The organism is Campylobacter sp. BCW_6467 (assembly GCF_001762855.1).
Classification (GTDB): domain Bacteria; phylum Campylobacterota; class Campylobacteria; order Campylobacterales; family Campylobacteraceae; genus Campylobacter_D; species Campylobacter_D jejuni.
In genome coordinates this window covers 95,259-113,563 of record NZ_MJXP01000052.1, presented here as the reverse complement: position 1 = coordinate 113,563, position 18,305 = coordinate 95,259, and the positions used below count along the sequence as shown (strand labels likewise).

Annotated in this window: 17 protein-coding genes and 1 pseudogene; 16 read left to right on the top strand and 2 right to left on the bottom strand. The window is 30.5% G+C overall.

Going from position 1 to position 18,305, the window contains the following annotated elements:
* Positions 1-3: 3 nt before the first annotated feature.
* The 12 genes and pseudogenes from AJ888_RS08330 to AJ888_RS08275 all read left to right on the top strand — a co-directional run bounded on the left by AJ888_RS08330 (position 4) and on the right by AJ888_RS08275 (position 12,774).
* Positions 4-3,842 (top strand): annotated as a pseudogene (locus AJ888_RS08330) (restriction endonuclease subunit S).
* Between the two features lie 42 nt (positions 3,843-3,884).
* On the top strand, positions 3,885-4,586 hold the full coding sequence (locus AJ888_RS08325; protein WP_002827318.1) for an SIR2 family NAD-dependent protein deacylase: 702 nt from the start codon (positions 3,885-3,887) through the stop codon (positions 4,584-4,586).
* Positions 4,579-5,178 (top strand): LysE family translocator, encoded by a 600-nt coding sequence (locus AJ888_RS08320; protein WP_002861777.1) that lies wholly within the window; start codon positions 4,579-4,581, stop codon positions 5,176-5,178. The genes AJ888_RS08325 and AJ888_RS08320 overlap by 8 nt, the downstream gene beginning before the upstream one ends.
* Positions 5,179-5,181: 3 nt before the next feature.
* Complete coding sequence (dapE, locus tag AJ888_RS08315) at positions 5,182-6,279, top strand: succinyl-diaminopimelate desuccinylase (RefSeq protein WP_070296238.1); 1,098 nt, start codon at positions 5,182-5,184, stop codon at positions 6,277-6,279.
* 9 nt (positions 6,280-6,288) lie between these two features.
* Positions 6,289-6,480, top strand: coding sequence for a sulfur carrier protein ThiS (gene thiS, locus AJ888_RS08310; protein WP_002830937.1), 192 nt, complete (start codon positions 6,289-6,291; stop codon positions 6,478-6,480).
* Entirely contained in the window at positions 6,477-7,280 is an 804-nt protein-coding gene (gene thiF, locus AJ888_RS08305) for a thiamine biosynthesis protein ThiF (RefSeq protein WP_079860830.1), read from the top strand. The genes thiS and thiF overlap by 4 nt, the downstream gene beginning before the upstream one ends.
* Positions 7,281-7,282: 2 nt before the next feature.
* Positions 7,283-8,059 carry a thiazole synthase gene (locus tag AJ888_RS08300; RefSeq protein WP_002861774.1) on the top strand — a complete coding sequence of 259 codons (777 nt, stop codon included), beginning with the start codon at positions 7,283-7,285 and terminating at the stop codon, positions 8,057-8,059.
* Positions 8,060-8,061: 2 nt separating this feature from the next.
* Positions 8,062-9,207, top strand: a complete 1,146-nt coding sequence (gene thiH / locus AJ888_RS08295; protein ID WP_002861773.1) for a 2-iminoacetate synthase ThiH — start codon at positions 8,062-8,064, stop codon at positions 9,205-9,207.
* Positions 9,197-9,802: a thiamine phosphate synthase gene (locus tag AJ888_RS08290; RefSeq protein WP_002861772.1), complete on the top strand. Its 606-nt coding sequence runs from the start codon at positions 9,197-9,199 to the stop codon at positions 9,800-9,802. Before thiH ends, AJ888_RS08290 begins: the two co-directional genes overlap by 11 nt.
* A complete protein-coding gene (locus AJ888_RS08285) occupies positions 9,799-10,689 on the top strand; it encodes a helix-turn-helix domain-containing protein (RefSeq protein ID WP_002861771.1) in 891 nt (296 codons plus the stop codon). Before AJ888_RS08290 ends, AJ888_RS08285 begins: the two co-directional genes overlap by 4 nt.
* 62 nt (positions 10,690-10,751) lie before the next feature.
* Positions 10,752-11,603, top strand: coding sequence for an ATP-binding protein (locus tag AJ888_RS08280; protein WP_070296237.1), 852 nt, complete (start codon positions 10,752-10,754; stop codon positions 11,601-11,603).
* A 7-nt stretch (positions 11,604-11,610) separates the two neighbouring features.
* The gene (locus AJ888_RS08275; RefSeq protein WP_070296236.1) at positions 11,611-12,774 is read left to right on the top strand and encodes an MFS transporter; all 1,164 of its coding nucleotides are present in this window, start codon (positions 11,611-11,613) and stop codon (positions 12,772-12,774) included.
* On the opposite strand, the gene murG is transcribed toward AJ888_RS08275, so the two are convergent.
* Both murG and ftsW read right to left on the bottom strand, forming a co-directional pair.
* On the bottom strand, positions 12,745-13,773 hold the full coding sequence (gene murG / locus AJ888_RS08270; RefSeq protein ID WP_002861768.1) for an undecaprenyldiphospho-muramoylpentapeptide beta-N-acetylglucosaminyltransferase: 1,029 nt from the start codon (positions 13,771-13,773) through the stop codon (positions 12,745-12,747). The two genes, AJ888_RS08275 and murG, sit on opposite strands and share 30 nt — an antisense overlap.
* On the bottom strand, positions 13,770-14,933 hold the full coding sequence (gene ftsW / locus AJ888_RS08265) for a putative lipid II flippase FtsW (RefSeq protein ID WP_070296235.1): 1,164 nt from the start codon (positions 14,931-14,933) through the stop codon (positions 13,770-13,772). Before ftsW ends, murG begins: the two co-directional genes overlap by 4 nt.
* 139 nt (positions 14,934-15,072) lie before the next feature.
* Between ftsW and AJ888_RS08260 the strand changes: the two genes are divergently transcribed.
* From AJ888_RS08260 to AJ888_RS08245, 4 genes are read left to right on the top strand one after another with little or no spacing between them, the layout of a single operon-like run.
* A complete protein-coding gene (locus AJ888_RS08260) occupies positions 15,073-16,518 on the top strand; it encodes an acetyl-CoA carboxylase subunit A (protein ID WP_002856595.1) in 1,446 nt (481 codons plus the stop codon).
* A gap of 3 nt (positions 16,519-16,521) precedes the next feature.
* Positions 16,522-16,773, top strand: a complete 252-nt coding sequence (locus AJ888_RS08255) for a hypothetical protein (RefSeq protein ID WP_002870577.1) — start codon at positions 16,522-16,524, stop codon at positions 16,771-16,773.
* Positions 16,773-17,492, top strand: a complete 720-nt coding sequence (locus tag AJ888_RS08250; RefSeq protein ID WP_002870578.1) for an arginyltransferase — start codon at positions 16,773-16,775, stop codon at positions 17,490-17,492. Before AJ888_RS08255 ends, AJ888_RS08250 begins: the two co-directional genes overlap by 1 nt.
* Positions 17,493-18,299 (top strand): adenylosuccinate lyase, encoded by an 807-nt coding sequence (locus tag AJ888_RS08245; RefSeq protein WP_002861764.1) that lies wholly within the window; start codon positions 17,493-17,495, stop codon positions 18,297-18,299.
* Positions 18,300-18,305 lie beyond the last annotated feature (6 nt).

The window sequence follows — 18,305 nt, the reverse complement described above, 5'->3', positions numbered from 1 at the left end:
TAAATGATTGCAAAAGATAATTTAAAACAAGTTTTAGAAAACTTAGGCTTTAAAAATAAAAATGAAAATTATGTAAAAACAATCAATAATTACACACTTTTAATAGATTATAAAAACCAAAGTATTAATTACCCAAAAGAAATAAAAATTCACGATAAAACTACTTCTAATTTTTCACACCCTGAAAATTTTGTAGTTTTTGAATGCGTGCATAGACTTTTAGAAAAAGGTTACAAGGCTGAACATTTAGAGTTAGAGCCAAAATGGAATCTTGGCAGGGATAAGAAAGGTGGTAAAGCTGATATTTTAGTAAAGGATAATGAAAACAATCCTTATTTGATTATAGAATGTAAAACCACAGATTCTAAAAATAGTGAGTTTATAAAAGAATGGAATAGAATGCAAGAAGATGGAGGACAGCTTTTTTCTTATTTTCAGCAAGAAAAAGGTGTAAAATATCTTTGTCTTTATACAAGTGATTTTATTGATAAGTTGGAATATAAAAATTACATCATACAAGCTTACGATAACGAAGAATATCTAAAAGAAAAGGAATTGCAAAATTCTTATAAAAAATCTAATAACAATATAGAACTTTTAAAACTTGGAAAGAAAGTTATGAACTGCAATATTTTAAACAAGGTATTTTTGAAGCAAGTGTCAATGCCTATAAAATTTTAGAAATTACTCCAACTTTTGATAATCTTAAAGAACTTAAAGAAGAAGGCAAATATCACGAATTTGCAAAAATTTTACGCAAGCATAATATATCAGGCAAGGAAAATGCCTTTGATAAACTTGTAAATATTTTTCTTTGCAAAATTTATGATGAAACTTTTAATAAAAACAATCTCAAATTTGGATATTTTGGTGTAATGGCAGATACTTATGCAAATATGCAAGATAGATTAATGTGGCTTTATAAAGAAGCTATGAAAGAATTCTTAGGAGAGAAAATTACCTTTGTATCTAATGAAGATATAGAAAAAGACTTTAAGCAATTAAAGATAAAAACTTTAAAAGAAGTAATGCAAAATTACATCAAAGAATTAAAATTTTATTCAAATAATGATTTTGCATTTTTAGAAGTGCATAATAAAGAATTATTCTTAAAAAATGCACTTGTATTAAAAGAAATAGTAGAGCTTTTTGCAAATTACAAGCTTACCCAAAACTCTACAAATCAATTTTTAGGCAATCTTTTTGAACTTTTTTTGCAAAAAGGTATGAAGCAAGATGAAGGGCAGTTTTTTACCCCTATTCAAATTTGTGAATTTATTATGTATTCTTTACCGCTTCAAGAAATGTTAAGCAAAAACTCTAAAGCTTTAAGGGTGATTGATTATGCTTGTGGTGCTGGACATTTTTTAAACACCTATGCCAATGAGCTTAAGCGTTATCTAACAGAAGATGAGCTTAAAGAGCATTATAAAAATATTTATGGTATTGAAAAAGAGTATCGCTTAAGTAAGGTTTCTAAGGTATCAAGTGCAATGTATGGACAAAATGAAATCAATATTTTATACGCTGATGCACTTGCTTCTTTTGAATTAGCAAATACAAATAATTTAGAAGGAGAAAAAGCAAAACCACAAATAGAATCAAATAGTTTTGATTTGCTTATAGCAAATCCGCCTTATTCTGTAAAAGGATTTTTAGAAACTTTAAGTGATAAATCTAAAAATACTTATAAACTTTTTAACGATGATATAAATATAGAAACAAATAATTCTATCGAATGCTTTTTTTGTGAGCGAGCAAATCAAATTTTAAATGATAATGCTAAAGCTGCTATTATCTTACCAAGTTCTATTTTAAATAAAGATTCTATTTATAAAAATACAAGAGAAATATTATTTCAAAATTTTGATTTTATTGCCATTGTAGAGCTAGGTAATCAAACATTTGGAGCAACAGGGACAAATACGATTATTTTATTTTTACGCAAAAAAGAAACTTTTAAACAGGAAAATCATCTTATTTCTCAAGATTATAGTTTGATTAAAGAACGCATAGAAGCTGAAAATTTAAAAGACAATGAAAGTTTTTATCAAAATTATCTAAGTGCGTATTGTGATTTTAGAAAATTTGATAAAGAGCTTTATAGTAATTTTTTAAATGGAAACTTAGATTCTAATCTTGCAGAGCTAGAAGCCTTTAAAGATTATCGCAATGTATTTAGGCAAACAAGTGATTATAAAAAACTTAAAGAATCTAAAATTTATAAAGAAAGTAAAGATAAGCAAGATTTAGAAGATAAAGCCTTTTTAGCTTATGCTCAGGCAATCGAAAAGGATAAATTGCTTTATTTTTGTCTAAGTCTTAATCAAGAAGTTTTAATCATAAAATCCCCAAGTGATATAAAAGAACAAAAGAAATTTTTAGGTTATGAGTGGAGCAATAGAAAAGGTGATGAAGGTTTAAAAGAATTGCACGAGCCTTATTTGAGCCCACTTTTTGAAAGAGGTAATCCACAAAATGAGACTAAGCTTAATACTTTAATTTACAAATCTTTTTTAAATACGCTTGATGTTATCCCGCAAGAATTACAGACTTATGCTACAAAAGCAAGGCTTGTTGATATGATGGATTTTGAAAAAGTGGAATTTAATAAAGCTATAAGTTTAAATCCAAAAACTCAAAGAGAAGAAATAAAGTCTCAATACCCATTGGTTAAATTGAAAATTTGTGGAGATTTTTTCATGGGAGGAACACCATCAAGAAAAAATATAAATTATTGGAATGGGGATATTAAGTGGCTAACAATTAGCGATTACTCTAATCGTCAAGTTATTATGGATACTAAAGAAAAAATTACAAGAGAGGGTTTTAAGAATTCTAATGCAAAAATGATACAAAAAGGTGCTGTTGTTGTTTCAATTTATGCAACTATTGGTAGAGTTGGAATATTAGGCGAAGATATGACAACAAATCAAGCTATAGTAGCTATTATTCCAAATAAAGAATTTATAAATAAATATCTTATGTATGCTATTGATTATTTTAAATTTCAATTATATAACGAAGTTATTATAACTTCGCAACAAAATATAAATTTAGGAATCTTGCAAAATATGGTTATTCCAAAACCACCGCTTGAAATTCAAAAACAAATCGTAGCAGAGTGTGAAAAGGTAGAAGAGCAGTATAACACAATAAGAATGAGTATAGAAGAGTACCAAAAGCTAATCAAAGCAATACTTCAAAAATGTGGTATTATAGATGATGGGGGGGGGTATGAGCTAAATTCTATTTTAGATAAAATTAATAATTTGTGTAAAATAAATTTGGATAGTGAATTTTTATCATCATTTAATAAAACAATTAAAGAATATGCTTTATCAAATCCAATTTTTAAACTAAGTATTGGAAAAAGAGTTTTAAATAATGAGCTGCTTGAAAATGGACAAATTCCTGTTTATAGTGCAAATGTGTTGGAAGTATTTGGATTTGTTAATAAAGAAATTTTGCAAGATTATGATAATGATTCTGTTTTGTGGGGTATAGATGGAGATTGGATGGTGGGATTTATACCAAAAAATAAAAAGTTTTATCCAACTGATCATTGTGGGGTATTAAGGGTTGATGATACAAAAATAAATGCTAAATACATAAGTTTTGTTTTAAATGAAGCTGGTAAAAAACAAGGATTTTCAAGAAAACTTAGAGCTTCAATAGATAGAATAAAAGCATTAAGGGTTAAACTTCCTTCTTTGGAATTTCAAGATCAAATAGCAGATATAACTGACAAGATTGAGAAAAAAATCAATGAATATAAAATAGAACTTGATAGATTAGAAAAAGAAAAAGAAAAAATCTTGCAAAAATATTTATTTTCTTAAAGCATTTTTCGCTAAACTTTGTAAATTTTATAAGGTTTAGCGATGAAAAACATTATGATATTAAGCGGAGCGGGTTTGTCTGCTCCAAGTGGGCTTAAAACTTTTAGAGATAATGATGGACTCTGGGAAGAATACGATGTTATGGAGGTTTGCTCTGCAACAGGTTTTAGAAAAAATCCTAAAAAAGTACTTGATTTTTACGATGCAAGAAGGGCACAACTTCAAAATGTAAAGCCAAATCATGCTCATGAAAAAATCGCACAATTAAAAGAAAAATGGGGTAAAAATCTTTTTGTCATCACGCAAAATGTAGATGATTTGCTAGAGCGTGCAGGGTGTAAAGATGTAGTACATTTGCATGGCTTTTTGCCCGAACTTCGCTGCTTAAAATGCGAAGAAATTTTTAATATAGGCTATGAAAAAATCACAGATAAACAATGCCCAAAATGCAAAAGTAAGGATTTAAGACACAATATAGTTATGTTTGAAGAGCAAGCTCCTGCTTATGCTACGCTTTATTCTTTGTTAAATCAAACTTCGCTTTTTATCAGCATAGGCACAAGTGGGGCGGTTTTGCCTGTAGGGCGTTATGCTTCAATGTGCGAAAAAAGTATTTTAAATATCTACGAAAAAGATGCAAATTTAGAGCGGTATTTTGATAAAATCTATATAGAAGATATTATAAGCGCTATTGATAAAATCGCACTTGATATAGAAAATTTTATGAAAGATGGTAATGTTTGATTCTTTTTTAAGTGGAGTTTTTTTGGGCTTTGGAGTGAGTGTGCCTTTTGGACCTGTAAATATTTTGATTTTAACTTATGCACTAAAAGCTTTTAAAAATTCCATAGCTGTAGGACTTGGAGCATTTAGTATAGATATGCTTTATCTTTTTTTGCTTCAATTTGGGCTTTTAAATTTCTTAGACAATGTTATTTTTATGCGTTCTTTGGCGATTTTTGGTTTTTGTTTTTTAACTTATATGGCGTACTTGATGCTAAGAAAAAAGAAAGAAAGCTTAAATTTAGAGCATAAAGAATTTAAAGAAAGTCTTTTGAAAAGTTATATTAAAGGAGCTTTTTTAAATGGTTCAAATCCTTTTGTGATAGGATTTTGGCTTAGTGCTGCAAGCGTGGTTTTAAGTAGTGATCATGCTTATTTGATGACTTTAGGGCTTGTTGTGGCTATACTTTTTTGGGTAAGTGCTTTAGCTTTTGTGGTGGCAAGATATAGTCATGTTTTTAGTGCAAAAGTTGTTTTTATAATCAATATAATTTCAGCTATAATTATAGAGTATTTTGCTCTTAATTTATTATATAAAACTTTCTTAGGATAAAAAATGAATGCAAAAGAATTTTTAATCGAACTTTTAAAATTTAAATCTGTTACGCCAAATGATGATGGAGCTTTAAATTTCATCGCTATGGAACTGAGTGATTTTGAAGCTTTTTTCATAGAAAAAGAAGGCATTAAAAACCTTTTACTCACTAAAAAATTTAAAGATGAGGGTGAGCATTTAGCTTTTGGTGGGCATGTAGATGTGGTGCCTGCAGGCGAGGGTTGGAGTAGTGATGCTTTCGTGCCTATGGAAAAAGAAGGCTTTATCTATGCAAGGGGTGCTCAAGATATGAAAAGTGGAGTAGCAGCCTTTGTAGATGCGACAAAGAATGCGGATTTTAAAGGAGCTAGGCTGAGTCTTATTTTAACAAGTGATGAAGAAGGCGAAGCTATATATGGAACTAAGGCTGTTTTAGAATGGATGCAAGAAAGAGATATACTACCTGATTATGCCGTGGTTGCTGAGCCAACCTGTGTTAAAAAAATCGGCGATAGCATTAAAATAGGGCGTCGTGGTTCTATCAATGGAAAGCTTTTGATCCGCGGAAAACAAGGGCATGTTGCTTATCCTGAAAAATGTATCAATCCTGTGCATGATTTTGCACCAGTTTTAAAGCTTTTAGCGGGTTTTGATCTTGATCCTGGAAGTGCTGAATTTAGTCCCTCAAAAATCGTTATAACTGATATTCGCGGAGGTATGGGGGTGTGTAATGTTACGCCAAATGATTTAAAACTTATGTTTAATGTTCGCAATTCTCCTGATACAAGCTTAGAAGATGTAAAAAGCTATGTAGAAAAAATTTGTCACGGTTTAAACTATGAGTTAGAGCTAAAACAATCAAGCGAAGCTTTCTTGACAAATATCGATAATAAAATCGTTCAAAAAATGAATGAAAGCGTTCAAAAAATCACTCATGAAGTGCCAGAGCTTAATACCAAAGGCGGTACAAGTGATGCAAGATATTTTGCAAAATACGGTGTAAAGGTAGTGGAATTTGGGGTTTGTAATGATAGAATTCACGCTATTGATGAAAGAGTAAGCATAGAAGAATTTGAAAAACTTTGCCTTGTTTTTAAAGACTTGATAGAAAATTTTTAAAGGTTTAAAATGATTATCAATGGACAAAAGCTTGAGTTAAAAGAGCTTAAATTTATGGATTTTATTAAAGAAAAAGGTTTTAAAATCGAACTTATCGCTTTAGAATTAAATGGAGAAATCATACCAAAAAGTGAATTTGAAAATTTGATTTTAAAAGAAAACGATAAAGCTGAAATCGTAAGCTTTGTAGGAGGCGGTTGATGAGAGTGAAATTCAATGGCAAAGAACTTGATACAGACTTTAAAACAAGTTTGGAATTTTTTGAAAATATCAGCAAAAATGAAAATGATGTTTGGATTATCAATGGTTTTGCAACAAAAGAGAATATCGCTTTAAACGAAGATGATGAGCTTTTTTGCATAGAAAAAAATACTTTACCTCCAAAAGATGCACTAGATGCTATGATGAGAGCAAGACATACACCAAAACTTCACGATAAACTTAAAAATGGGCGCGTGGCAGTTTGTGGTTTAGGTGGGCTTGGCTCACATATAGCGATAAATTTGGCAAGAAGTGGAGTGGGGTTTTTAAAGTTGATTGATTTTGATGTGATTGAGCCTAGTAATTTGAATCGCCAAGCTTATCGTGTGAGTGATTTGGGTAAATTTAAAACCGAAGCTTTAAAGGAGCAAATTAGCGAGATTAACCCTTATATCAGCGTTGAAATTTGCACTTTAAAAATCGATGAGGATAATTTAAAGTCTTTGTTTAAAGATATAGATATAGTTTGCGAAGCCTTTGATGGTGCTATCGCAAAAGCGATGATGGCACAAAATTTTCATAGATTTTACAAAGATAGTATTTTAATCTGTGCTTCAGGGCTTGCGGGCTATGGTGATAGCAACAGCATACAAACAAGAAAAATTGCTAAAAATTTCTATGTATGTGGGGATTTGGTAAATGGTGCTAAGGTGGGAAATGGACTTATGGCACCAAGGGTAAATATTTGTGCAGGACATCAAAGTAATCTTGTTTTAGAGCTTTTAGCAAATAAGGAGTAAAAATGCAAGAAAATTTAAAAAATGATAAATTAAAAATAGGCAAATACGAGTTTGATTCAAGATTTATTTTAGGCTCTGGAAAATATTCGCTAGAGCTTATAAAATCAGCCATAGAAGAAGCTAAAGCGCAGATTATCACTCTAGCCTTACGCCGTGCAAATACAGGGGAAATTGCTAATATACTTGATTATATCCCTAAAAATATCACACTTTTACCCAACACTTCAGGCGCAAGAAACGCCGATGAAGCCTTACGTATTGCAAGGCTTTCAAGAGAGCTTGGTTGTGGAGAACTTATCAAGATAGAAGTGATAAGCGATAGTAGGTATTTGCTGCCTGATAATTATGAAACGATTAAAGCTTGTGAGCTTTTAGCTAAAGAGGGCTTTACGCCTTTACCTTACATGCATGCTGATCTTTACGCAGCTAGAGCTATGCGTGATGCAGGAGCTGCGGCTATCATGCCTTTAGCAGCACCTATTGGGAGCAATAAAGGCTTATGTGCTAAGGAATTTATACAAATTTTGCTTAATGAAATTGATTTGCCTATCATTGTAGATGCGGGTATTGGAAGTCCTGCACAAGCTTGTGAAGCTATGCAAATGGGAGTAAGTGCGGTGATGGTAAATACAGCTATAGCTGAAGCTAAAGATATAACCTTGATGGCTAGAGCTTTTTCTTTGGCGGTAAATGCAGGAAGAGCGGCTTTTTTAGCAGGTTTGGCAAGTGTGAGCGAGGCTAAAGCAAGTTCTCCATTAACAGGCTTTTTAAGGGATTAATCATGCAAGATTATATGCAGCATTTACCTCATATGCAGGAAATAAAAAGCGAAATTTTAAACAAGGTTTTAAGTCAAGTTCAAAGCTATGATGAGAGTCAATTTAGCGCTAAAGATGTTAAAAATGCTTTAAATCAAACACATTTAAGTATAGAACATTTAAAAGCTTTGCTTTCAAGCGCAGCAGAAGATTTCATAGAAGAATTAGCCTTTAAATCCGCTAAAGTCAAGCAAAAATATTTTGGAAATTCTATCTCTCTTTTTACCCCACTTTATTTGTCAAATTATTGTAATTCTAAATGTGTTTATTGTGGTTTTCAAAAAGGCAATAAAATCGCAAGAGCTAAGCTAAATGAAGCTGAAATTCACGAAGAAATGCAAGCCATTACTAAAAGTGGTTTAGAAGAAATTTTAATGTTAACAGGCGAGGGTAGGGAGTTTGCAAGTGTAGAATATATAGCAAATGCTTGTAAAATAGCTAGAGAGTATTTTAAGGTTGTAGGCGTTGAAATTTATCCTATGAATGAAGATGAATATAAAATTTTACATGAAAAGGGTTGTGATTATGTGACTGTTTTTCAAGAAACTTACAATCCTTTAAAATATTCTAAAATTCATTTAGCTGGTGAAAAACGCATTTTTCCTTATCGCTTTAATGCCCAAGAAAGAGCTTTAAAAGCGGGTATGCGTGGAGTGGCTTTTGCGGCACTTTTGGGTATAGATGATTTTAGAAAAGACGCCCTTGCTACGGCACTTCATGCGCATTTTTTACAACAAGCTTATCCGCATGCTGAAATTTCTATTTCAGTACCACGTTTAAGACCTATTATCAATAATGCCAAAATCCATCCTAAAGATGTGAGTGAAAAACGCCTTTTGCAAGTGCTTTGTGCTTATAGGCTCTTTTTGCCTTTTGCGGGTATTACCATTTCAAGCCGTGAAAGAATAGGTTTTAGAGATGAGGTTATTAAGCTTGGGGCTACTAAAATGAGCGCAGGAGTGAGTGTGGGCATAGGTGAACATAAGGGCGAAAAAAAGGGCGATGAGCAGTTTGAAATTTCAGATGATAGAAGTGTAGATGAAATTTTAAGCATGCTTAAAAGATCAAATTTGCAAGCTGTGATGAGTGATAGCATTTATGTGGGATAAAAAAATCATTGCCATAAGCGATAGAAAATGTGTGGAAATAGACTTCTTAAAGCAGATTGAAAAACTTGCTAAGGCTAAGGTAGATGCTATAGTTTTAAGAGAAAAAGATTTAAGCGAATTTGAGTATTATGACTTAGCAAAAGAAGTTTTAAGCATTTGTACAAAGCAAAAAGTGACTTGTTTTTTGCATTTTTTTGATAGGGAGTGTTTAAAATTGGGACATCGTTATTTTCACGCACCGCTTTCTTTGCTAAGAAAAGAGTCTAAATTAGTAAAATATTTTCATATACTTGGCACTTCAGTCCATAGCAAAGAAGAGCTTTTAGAGGCGATGAGTTATAAGGTAAATTATGCTTTTGTAGGGCATATTTTTGAAAGTTCTTGTAAGGCGGGTTTAGAACCTAAAGGGCTTGATTTTTTAAAATCCTTACTTGAATTTAGTCAAATTCCACTTTATGCCATAGGCGGTATCAATGCTCAAAATATAGAAAATTTTAAAGATATAAATATAGCAGGTGTTTGTATGCGTGAAATTTTAATGAAAGAAAAAGATCTTAAAAAGTATCTTTTAGAATGTAGGCAAAATTTACGATGAATAAAATTCTTTCTTTACCAGAAGATTTAAAGCAATTAAAAGGTGTCAATTATAAAAAAATTAAATCTTGCACTTTTGCTAAATATACACAAACGGATACTTCGCATTCTACTTTTGTTAATATAGGAAGTCATCTTTTAACTTTTGTTCGCAAAGGATATAAAATTTTACACACTGCATCAAAAGATTATAAGATTAACTCTTATGAAACTTTGTTTTTAAAAGCTGGGAGCTATACTTTAAGCAATGTAGGACTTAGTAAAGGAGTTTATGAAGCTTATTTATTTTTTTTTGACAATGCATTTTTAATTGAGCTTATTTATAAGTATAAAGATTTTTTTAAACTAGATCAAAAGTTTCAAAACTATGAAATTTTTTGGGTAAAAAATGATAAGATTTTGCAAGGAATTTTGGAAAGTTTTTCACCGCATTTTGAAGAAAATACGCAAATTTTAGATCCTATAGTGAGTTTGAAATTTGAAGAGATTTTTTTACATTTGCTTTTAAATAAGAATATTTATTTTATTAGTTTTTTATCAGGAATTTTAAAAGAATTTCGCCTTGATCTTTCCCAACTTTTTGAGTATTGTGGTAGAGAATTTTTAAGCGTAAATGAAATGTCTAATTTTGCGAAATTAGATTTAGCAACTTTTTCTAAAGAATTTAAGAAATGTTTTGGACAAAGTCCTAAAAAATGGTTAGATGAAAAAAGGTTGCAAAAAGCAAAGATTTTACTTAAATTTTCTAAAAAAAATATCAATGAAATAGCTAATGAGTGCGCTTTTTCTTCAGTAGCTTGGTTTATTGAAAGATTTAAAGAGAAATATGAGCAAACTCCTAAGCAATATCAAAAAACAAAAAACTTGTATTTTTTATCAAAAAACTAGCACATTTTTTTTATCTAAATAAATATAATTCAATGAAAATATTTTTAAATAAAGGAGAAAATATGAAAAAATATGTTTTAAGTTTAGCGCTTCTTGGAAGTTTGCTTGGTGCAAGTGAATTAAAATATCAAGAATTTGATGGTTTTAAAAGCCCTGAAAGTATTTTTGTAGATAAAAACTATGTTTATGTATCTAATGTAGGAGAAAAACTTGAACCTTTGGCGAAAGATAATGATGGATTTATTTCTAAGCTTGATAAAAATGGCAAAGTGCTAGAATATAAATTTTTAACCCATCTTAATGCACCAAAAGGCATGATGGAGATTGGAAAAACTCTTTATGTGGTAGATATCGATGTTTTACGCGGTTTTGATCTTAAAACTAAAAAAGAAATTTTTAATTTACCTATTAAAGGTGCAATCTTTTTAAATGACATAGAAAAATTAGACGACAATACGCTTTTGGTTAGCGATACTGGCACAGGGCTTATTTTAAAGGTTGATTTAAAAACTAAGCAATATGATGAATTATTAAAACTTGATTTAGCAAAATTTGGCGGTCCAAATGGGTTATATCTAGATAGAAAAAAATATAAGCTTTTTATAGCTGGTTATCATCCTGATGGTGTAAGTGGCGGTGTTGTAATGGCTTATGATTTAAATACAAAAGAACTCAGTATAATTAAAAATGAAAAAGAATCTTATGATGGAATAGTTCCTTATAAAGATGGTTTATTGGTAAGTTCTTGGGGAAATAATCTAAATGGATATATTTATAATTTAGATAATGTTAAATCTGTAAAACTTGAATTTCCTTTGATGAAAGGTCCTGCAGATATATTTATTGAAGGTAATATTTTATGGATTCCTAAGATGGCAGAAGGTAAAATATTCAAAGTAGAACTTAACAAATAAGGCTTTTATGGCTTCTTTTAAAAAGATATTTTGGATTAATGTTATTATTGTTATTATTGTAGCTTTTAATCTTAGAGCCCCAATTACTGCAGTGGGGCCTATTATTGATATTATTAAAGATAAGTATTATTTAAACTCAACCGTAGCGGGCATACTTACAAGTCTTCCTTTGATAGCTTTTGGAAGTATTTCTTTTATTGTGGGGTATTTTTCTCCTATTCGTGCTATTGTTTTTGGAATTTTTTTAATTTTTTTAGGCGAAATTATTCGTTCTTATTTTGGTGTATATGGCTTATTTTTAGGAATGTTAGCAATGGGCTGTGGTATAGCAATTGCAAATGTTTTACTTCCTAGTTTTATTAAAGAAAAATTTCCAAGAAAAATGGCAAGTATAATGGGAATTTATAGTCTTGTTTTGAGTATTTCTTCGATTATGGGTATTGCTTTAGCTATACCTTTGCTTAGTGTATTTGATTTAGCTGGAGCTATGTTTTTCTGGGCTATTTTTTCTTTTGTAGCTTTAGTAGTTTACTATCCTCAAGCTAAAAATGGTAGATTTTTTCGCATTAAGAAAAAAGCTTATAAAAAAATCAATCTTTTTACAAATTTAACAACTTGGAAAATTACTCTTTTTATGGGATTTCAAAGTTTTTTAGCTTATTCTTTGTTTTTTTGGTATGTTCAAATTGTTGTAGAAAAAGGATTTGATAAAGAATTTTCTACAAGTATGGTTTTATTTGCTCAACTTGTTGCAGCTCCAGTGTCTCTTTTTGGCCCTTTACTTTTAGGAAAATTAAGGCAAAATTTACATACTTTTTACATAGCTAGTTTGTGCAGTATGTATGTGATCGCTTTTGGTATGCTCTTTATTTTTGATAGCAAAATTTCTATTATCATCAGTGCTTTTATCATGGGTTTTCCATGGGGTGGAGTTTTTGGCATTGCGTTGCTTTTTATTGCACAAAAAAGCTCTAATGCTCAAATAGCAGCGAGACTTTCTGCTTTAGCTCAGGGTTTTGGGTATTTAATCGCAGCACAAGGACAATGGATTATAGGTTTTTTGCATGACAAATTTGAAAATTTTTCACTTGCTATTTTGATGTTGATTTTTGTAGGGATTTTGGTAAATATCTTTGGATATTTATCGTATAAAAGCCAAGTTATCAGATAGTGCTTTTTCTAGTAAAATATCCCCACCATTTTTTTGTGCTATATTTTGCAATCTTGTGGAAATATCTTCTAAGTTAAGTTTTAACATTGCTTTGAAAAAATCATCAAGATTGATCGAATCTTGCGTGAAAATTTGACATAAAGCTTGATCTTGTAAAAATTTAGCATTAAAGTATTGATGATTTTTAGCTGCATGAGGATAAGGTATGAAAATAGCAGGCAAGGTGTTAGCACAAAGTTCAAAAAGGGTGCTTGCACCTGCTCTTGATATAGCTAGATCTGCATTTTTCATTTTTTCTTCCAAATTTGAACTAAAGTCAAAAACATCAGCTTGGATATTTAAGCTTTGGTAGTGTTTTTTGCATTTTTCAAAATCATTTTTTCCACATTGATGGATGATTTTGATATTTTGTTCTTGAAGCTTTGGGGCGAGATTTAAAGCTAGTTCGTTTATAAAACTAGCTCCTTGTGATCCTCCTAGGAAAATAATATTTTTTAATTCTTTGCGAATCCTAGCATTATCAAAAAATTTATTTGCTACAGGATAAGGGCTGAATTCTTTTTCAAAGGCGCTAAAAAATTTCGTAGCGAAAGGTTTTAAAAGCATATTTAAAGAGCCACTTTTTGAATTTTGCTCATGTATAAAAAGAGGCAAATGTGAGAATAAAGCCGCAAAAGATGCAGGAGCTGCACTATATCCACCTACACTAAAAACGGCTTGGATGTGGTATTTTTTAAAAATTTCTCTACAATCTTTGGAGAGTTTTAAGGTGTGGAGTAAAGAACTGATTTTGCCAAATTTGCTTTGATTAACCACTCCTTTAGAGCTTAAAAAAAATTTTTCCTTAAAGCGTACTTCATTTTCAAACCAAGCTTTATCTTGACCATTTTGACTACCTATGTATACACATTCTATATTTTTTTTAATCGCACTTTCTAATAAGCAACGCACTATGGCTAAGTGCCCACCAGTTCCGCCACCTGTTAAAGCTATTGTCATAATTTAACCTTTTTTGAAATCATTAATACATATCCTATGCCTATGCAAATTGCCCACATTGAACTTCCTCCATAGCTTAAAAGTGGAACCGCTACACCTTTTAGTGGAGTAAGAGAAATAATACCAAAAGCATTCATAAAAAAGGAAAAAAGTAAAAGTAAGGCTATGCCTGAACAAAAAATAAAATCTTGTTTAGCTTCGCATCTTCCTGCAATTCTAAAAATTCTTAAAATCATCCAAAGATAAATATAGCAAATAACTCCAAGACCTAAGAGTCCTATTTCTTCAGTAATTCCTGAAAGAACAAAGTCAGTATGCACTTCACTTAAAAAGCCTAATTTAAAAGTTCCAAGTCCTAGGCCTTCACCAAACATTCCTCCATGGGCTATAGCATTTAAAGAGTGCGAAATCTGATAAGGTTCGCTGTTGCTACTTACTTTTAAAGCATTTGCTAGCCAATCAGGAAGCATAGGTAAAAAAGCATCTTGTATATTCCCCCACCAAGAAGCGATTCTTTGAATTCTTCTTTGGTTACTAAAAATTACCATTATACCTATCATCATAATGATTAAAGTTCCAAAAGCAAAAAGCCTTTTACTAGCTCCTGCAAAAAAAGCTAAAGCTAGAATCAAAAAGAAAGAAATTACGCTTTGTCCTAAATCGTTTTGAGTGATATAAATATATCCTATAACTATAGAAGCTAAGATACAATAAGGTAGAAGAATTAAAGCCTCGTGTCTGATAGCTTTTTTGCTATCATCAATACGCCTTGTATAGCTCCATGCTAAAAAATAAATCAATCCTATTTTAAAAAATTCCACAGGAGAGATAGAGAGTGGGCCTAAGCGTATCCAGCGTTTAGCTCCTCCGCTAGCTGTTGCTAATGCAGAAGGTAAAAATGGTAAAATGATAATAAAGATAAAAGAAATAATCAAAATAGCTAAAATAATTTTTTTAGAAAGTGCTTTATCAGGATCCAATCGAGAAATAAAAAACATTATAAGTATGCCACTAATTCCAAAAAAAAGCTGACGAATAAAAAAATGAAACTCGCTATAGTCAAGAAAAAGAACAGTAAAAGCTGTAAGAGAGTATGAAAATACTATTCCTATGGTGATTAAAATACAACTTAAATAAAATAATCTTTTATCAGCAACCATTATAATTATAACTTTTCTTTATTGGAATTAAAATTTTAAAAAGTTTTATTATAACTAAAATAAATTAAATTTTTTGCTAAGTTTTTGTAAGGAAAATTTGCTAAAATTAACAATAAAAATATAATAAAAAAGGCAAATTATGAATCAAATCCATAAAATTCTCATAGCAAATAGAGCTGAAATAGCTGTTAGAGTAATCCGTGCTTGTAGAGATTTACATATTAAAAGTGTTGCAGTTTTTACAGAACCTGATCGTGAATGTTTGCATGTAAAAATCGCAGATGAGGCTTATCGCATAGGAACGGATGCTATAAGAGGATATTTAGATGTTGCTCGTATTGTCGAGATTGCTAAGGCTTGTGGTGCTGATGCGATCCATCCTGGTTATGGATTTTTAAGTGAGAATTACGAATTTGCTAAGGCTTGTGAAGATGCTGGAATTATTTTTATAGGTCCAAAATCTGAAGTAATCCATAAGATGGGAAATAAAAATATCGCTCGTAAGTTAATGGCTAAAAATGGCATACCTATTGTTCCAGGGACTGAAAAATTAAATTCCTATAGCATGGAAGAAATTAAAATTTTTGCTGAGAAGATTGGTTATCCTGTTATTTTAAAAGCTTCAGGTGGTGGAGGTGGACGTGGAATTCGCGTTGTTCATAAAGAACAAGATCTTGAAAATGCTTTTGAATCTTGCAAAAGAGAAGCTTTAACATACTTTAATAATGATGAAGTATTTATGGAAAAATATGTAGTTAATCCTAGGCATATAGAATTTCAAATTTTAGGAGATAACTATGGAAATATTATCCATCTTTGTGAAAGGGATTGTTCTATCCAAAGAAGGCATCAAAAGGTAATTGAGATAGCACCTTGCCCTGGAATTTCAGATAATCTTAGAAAAACCATGGGTGTTACAGCTGTGGCAGCTGCTAAGGCTGTAGGTTATACAAATGCTGGAACTATAGAGTTTTTGCTTGATGATTACAATCGCTTTTATTTTATGGAAATGAATACAAGAATTCAAGTTGAGCATCCAATTACTGAAGAAATTACAGGTATTGACCTTATTGTAAGACAAATTCGTATTGCAGCAGGAGAAATTTTGGACTTAGAACAAAGCGATATTAAACCTAGGGGTTTTGCTATTGAAGCTAGAATTACTGCTGAAAATGTATGGAAAAATTTTATTCCAAGTCCTGGAAAAATAGGAGAATACTACCCAGCTCTTGGACCATCTGTTAGGGTTGATAGTCATATTTATAAAGACTATACTGTGCCGCCTTATTATGATTCCATGCTTGCAAAGCTTATTATTAAAGCAACAAGTTATGATTTAGCGGTTAATAAACTTGAGCGTGCTTTGAAGGAATTTGTGATTGATGATATTAGAACAACGATACCATTTTTAATTGCCATTACAAAAACAAGAGAATTTAGAAGAGGGTATTTAGACACCTCTTTCATAGAAACACATATGCAAGAATTATTAGAAAAAACAGAAGATCGTCATCAAGAAAACAAAGAAGAAGTTATAGCTGCAATAGCTGCTACGCTTAAAAAAATACGAGAAAGTAGAGAATAATAGATGGATTTTTTAGACAGTCTTAAAAGTATTAAAAAAGAAATGCAAGCTAACGCCAATACTCCAAAATTAGCGAAGAAATCAAGCAAGAGTGGTGCAAGCGTAAAAAATTTAGAAAAACTAGCTAAAGATATTCGCGAAAAAAATCAAGAAACAAACATAGATAAGGAAATGCAAGAAATTTTCTTAAAGCAAGAAAAACTACAGGATGAATTTTCCGAATTTATCAAAAATGCAGATATTAAGAAAATTTAATGCTTGAGATTGGTTTTTGTACTCTTGAAGATCAGTGTCCTTACTTAAAAGATAAACGCTCAAGAATAGAGTATAAATACATTGAAAATTGCCCTAAAGAAATCAATAATGGGCTAATAAAACGAGGTTGGCGTCGTTTTGGTAGGTATTTTTCACGCCCTATTTGTAAAGATTGTGATGAATGTTTAAGTCTTAGAATTTTAGTTAATGAATATAATTTTTCAAAAAGTGAAAGAAGGGTTATAAATAAAAATATTAACACCAAAGTTATGCTTAGAACACCCAATTTAAGCAATGAACATTTGTTTTTATATGATAAATACCATCGTTTTATGGAAGAAAAAAAGAACTGGAAGCGTTATGATTTAAGCTTTAAGCAGTATTATAATCTTTATGTCGATGGTTTTATGAATTTTGGATATGAGCTTGCATTTTATATAGAAGATAAGCTCGTTTGTGTTGATTTGATTGATATTTTAGAGGATGGAATTTCAAGCATTTATTGTTTTTATGATCCTGATTTTTCGTATTTTTCTTTGGGTAAATTTTCTTTGCTTAATGAAATACAAATAGCTAAAAAAATGAACTTAGATTATATTTATCTTGGGTATTTTGTAAAAAAGTGTCAATCTTTATCTTATAAAGCCGATTATACACCCAATGAAATTTTAAAAGGCACTAAAGAGCTTTTTGAAAATGAGGTTTTATGGGAGAAATAGATGCAAATCGTGCAAACTTTAGAAACTATCAATGTTAATACAGATGATATTAGTGTATTTCAGTATTTTAAAGACTTGATTACTAAAAATTTCACAAAGGTCATAGGACGAAAAAATAAAATTTTTTCTTTTTTTGAAGAAAATGAAATTCCACAGCGTCGTTATTTCTTAAAAGTTTTAGATCAAAAATATCGCAAAAGTACAAATGAAGGTATAGAGAATTTACAAGATGCTCATTTTAAAACTTTTAGATTAAATTTTGAGCAAAATAATATGCTTAAGCCTATGTTGTTTATCAAGATTGATTTTGCTGCGGGTAGAATTTTGATGAAGTTAAGTTCTAATGAAAAATTATTTGTTACCTATATAAGAAATTATTTTCAAGATCATAATATAGAATATAATGAAATGACAAATATTCTAATTTTAGAATATAAAAACGAGAATACTCTTGAACTTTTTGAAGCTTTTGCAGATGAGAGCGAGCATTTAAAATATTGCGTGAATTTTGAAGTTGACCGAGAAGAGTATAAAAAATTTCGCCAAAATATTCACAATAAAGAAAATATGAAATGGAAATTTAATGCTTTAGCTAAGCTTTTTAGTAATTATTTTAATACTTTAGAATGTACTCCGCAAAATGATCTTAGTGAAATCAGACAAAAATATTTGATTTTGGTAAAACTTTATCATCCTGATTTTCATCAAGGAAAAAGTGCAATAGAAAAAGCTTACGCAAGAGAACAGTTTGAAAAAATACAAATCGCCTATGATAACTTAAAAGCACTTTATAAGAATAATACTTAAAAAAAT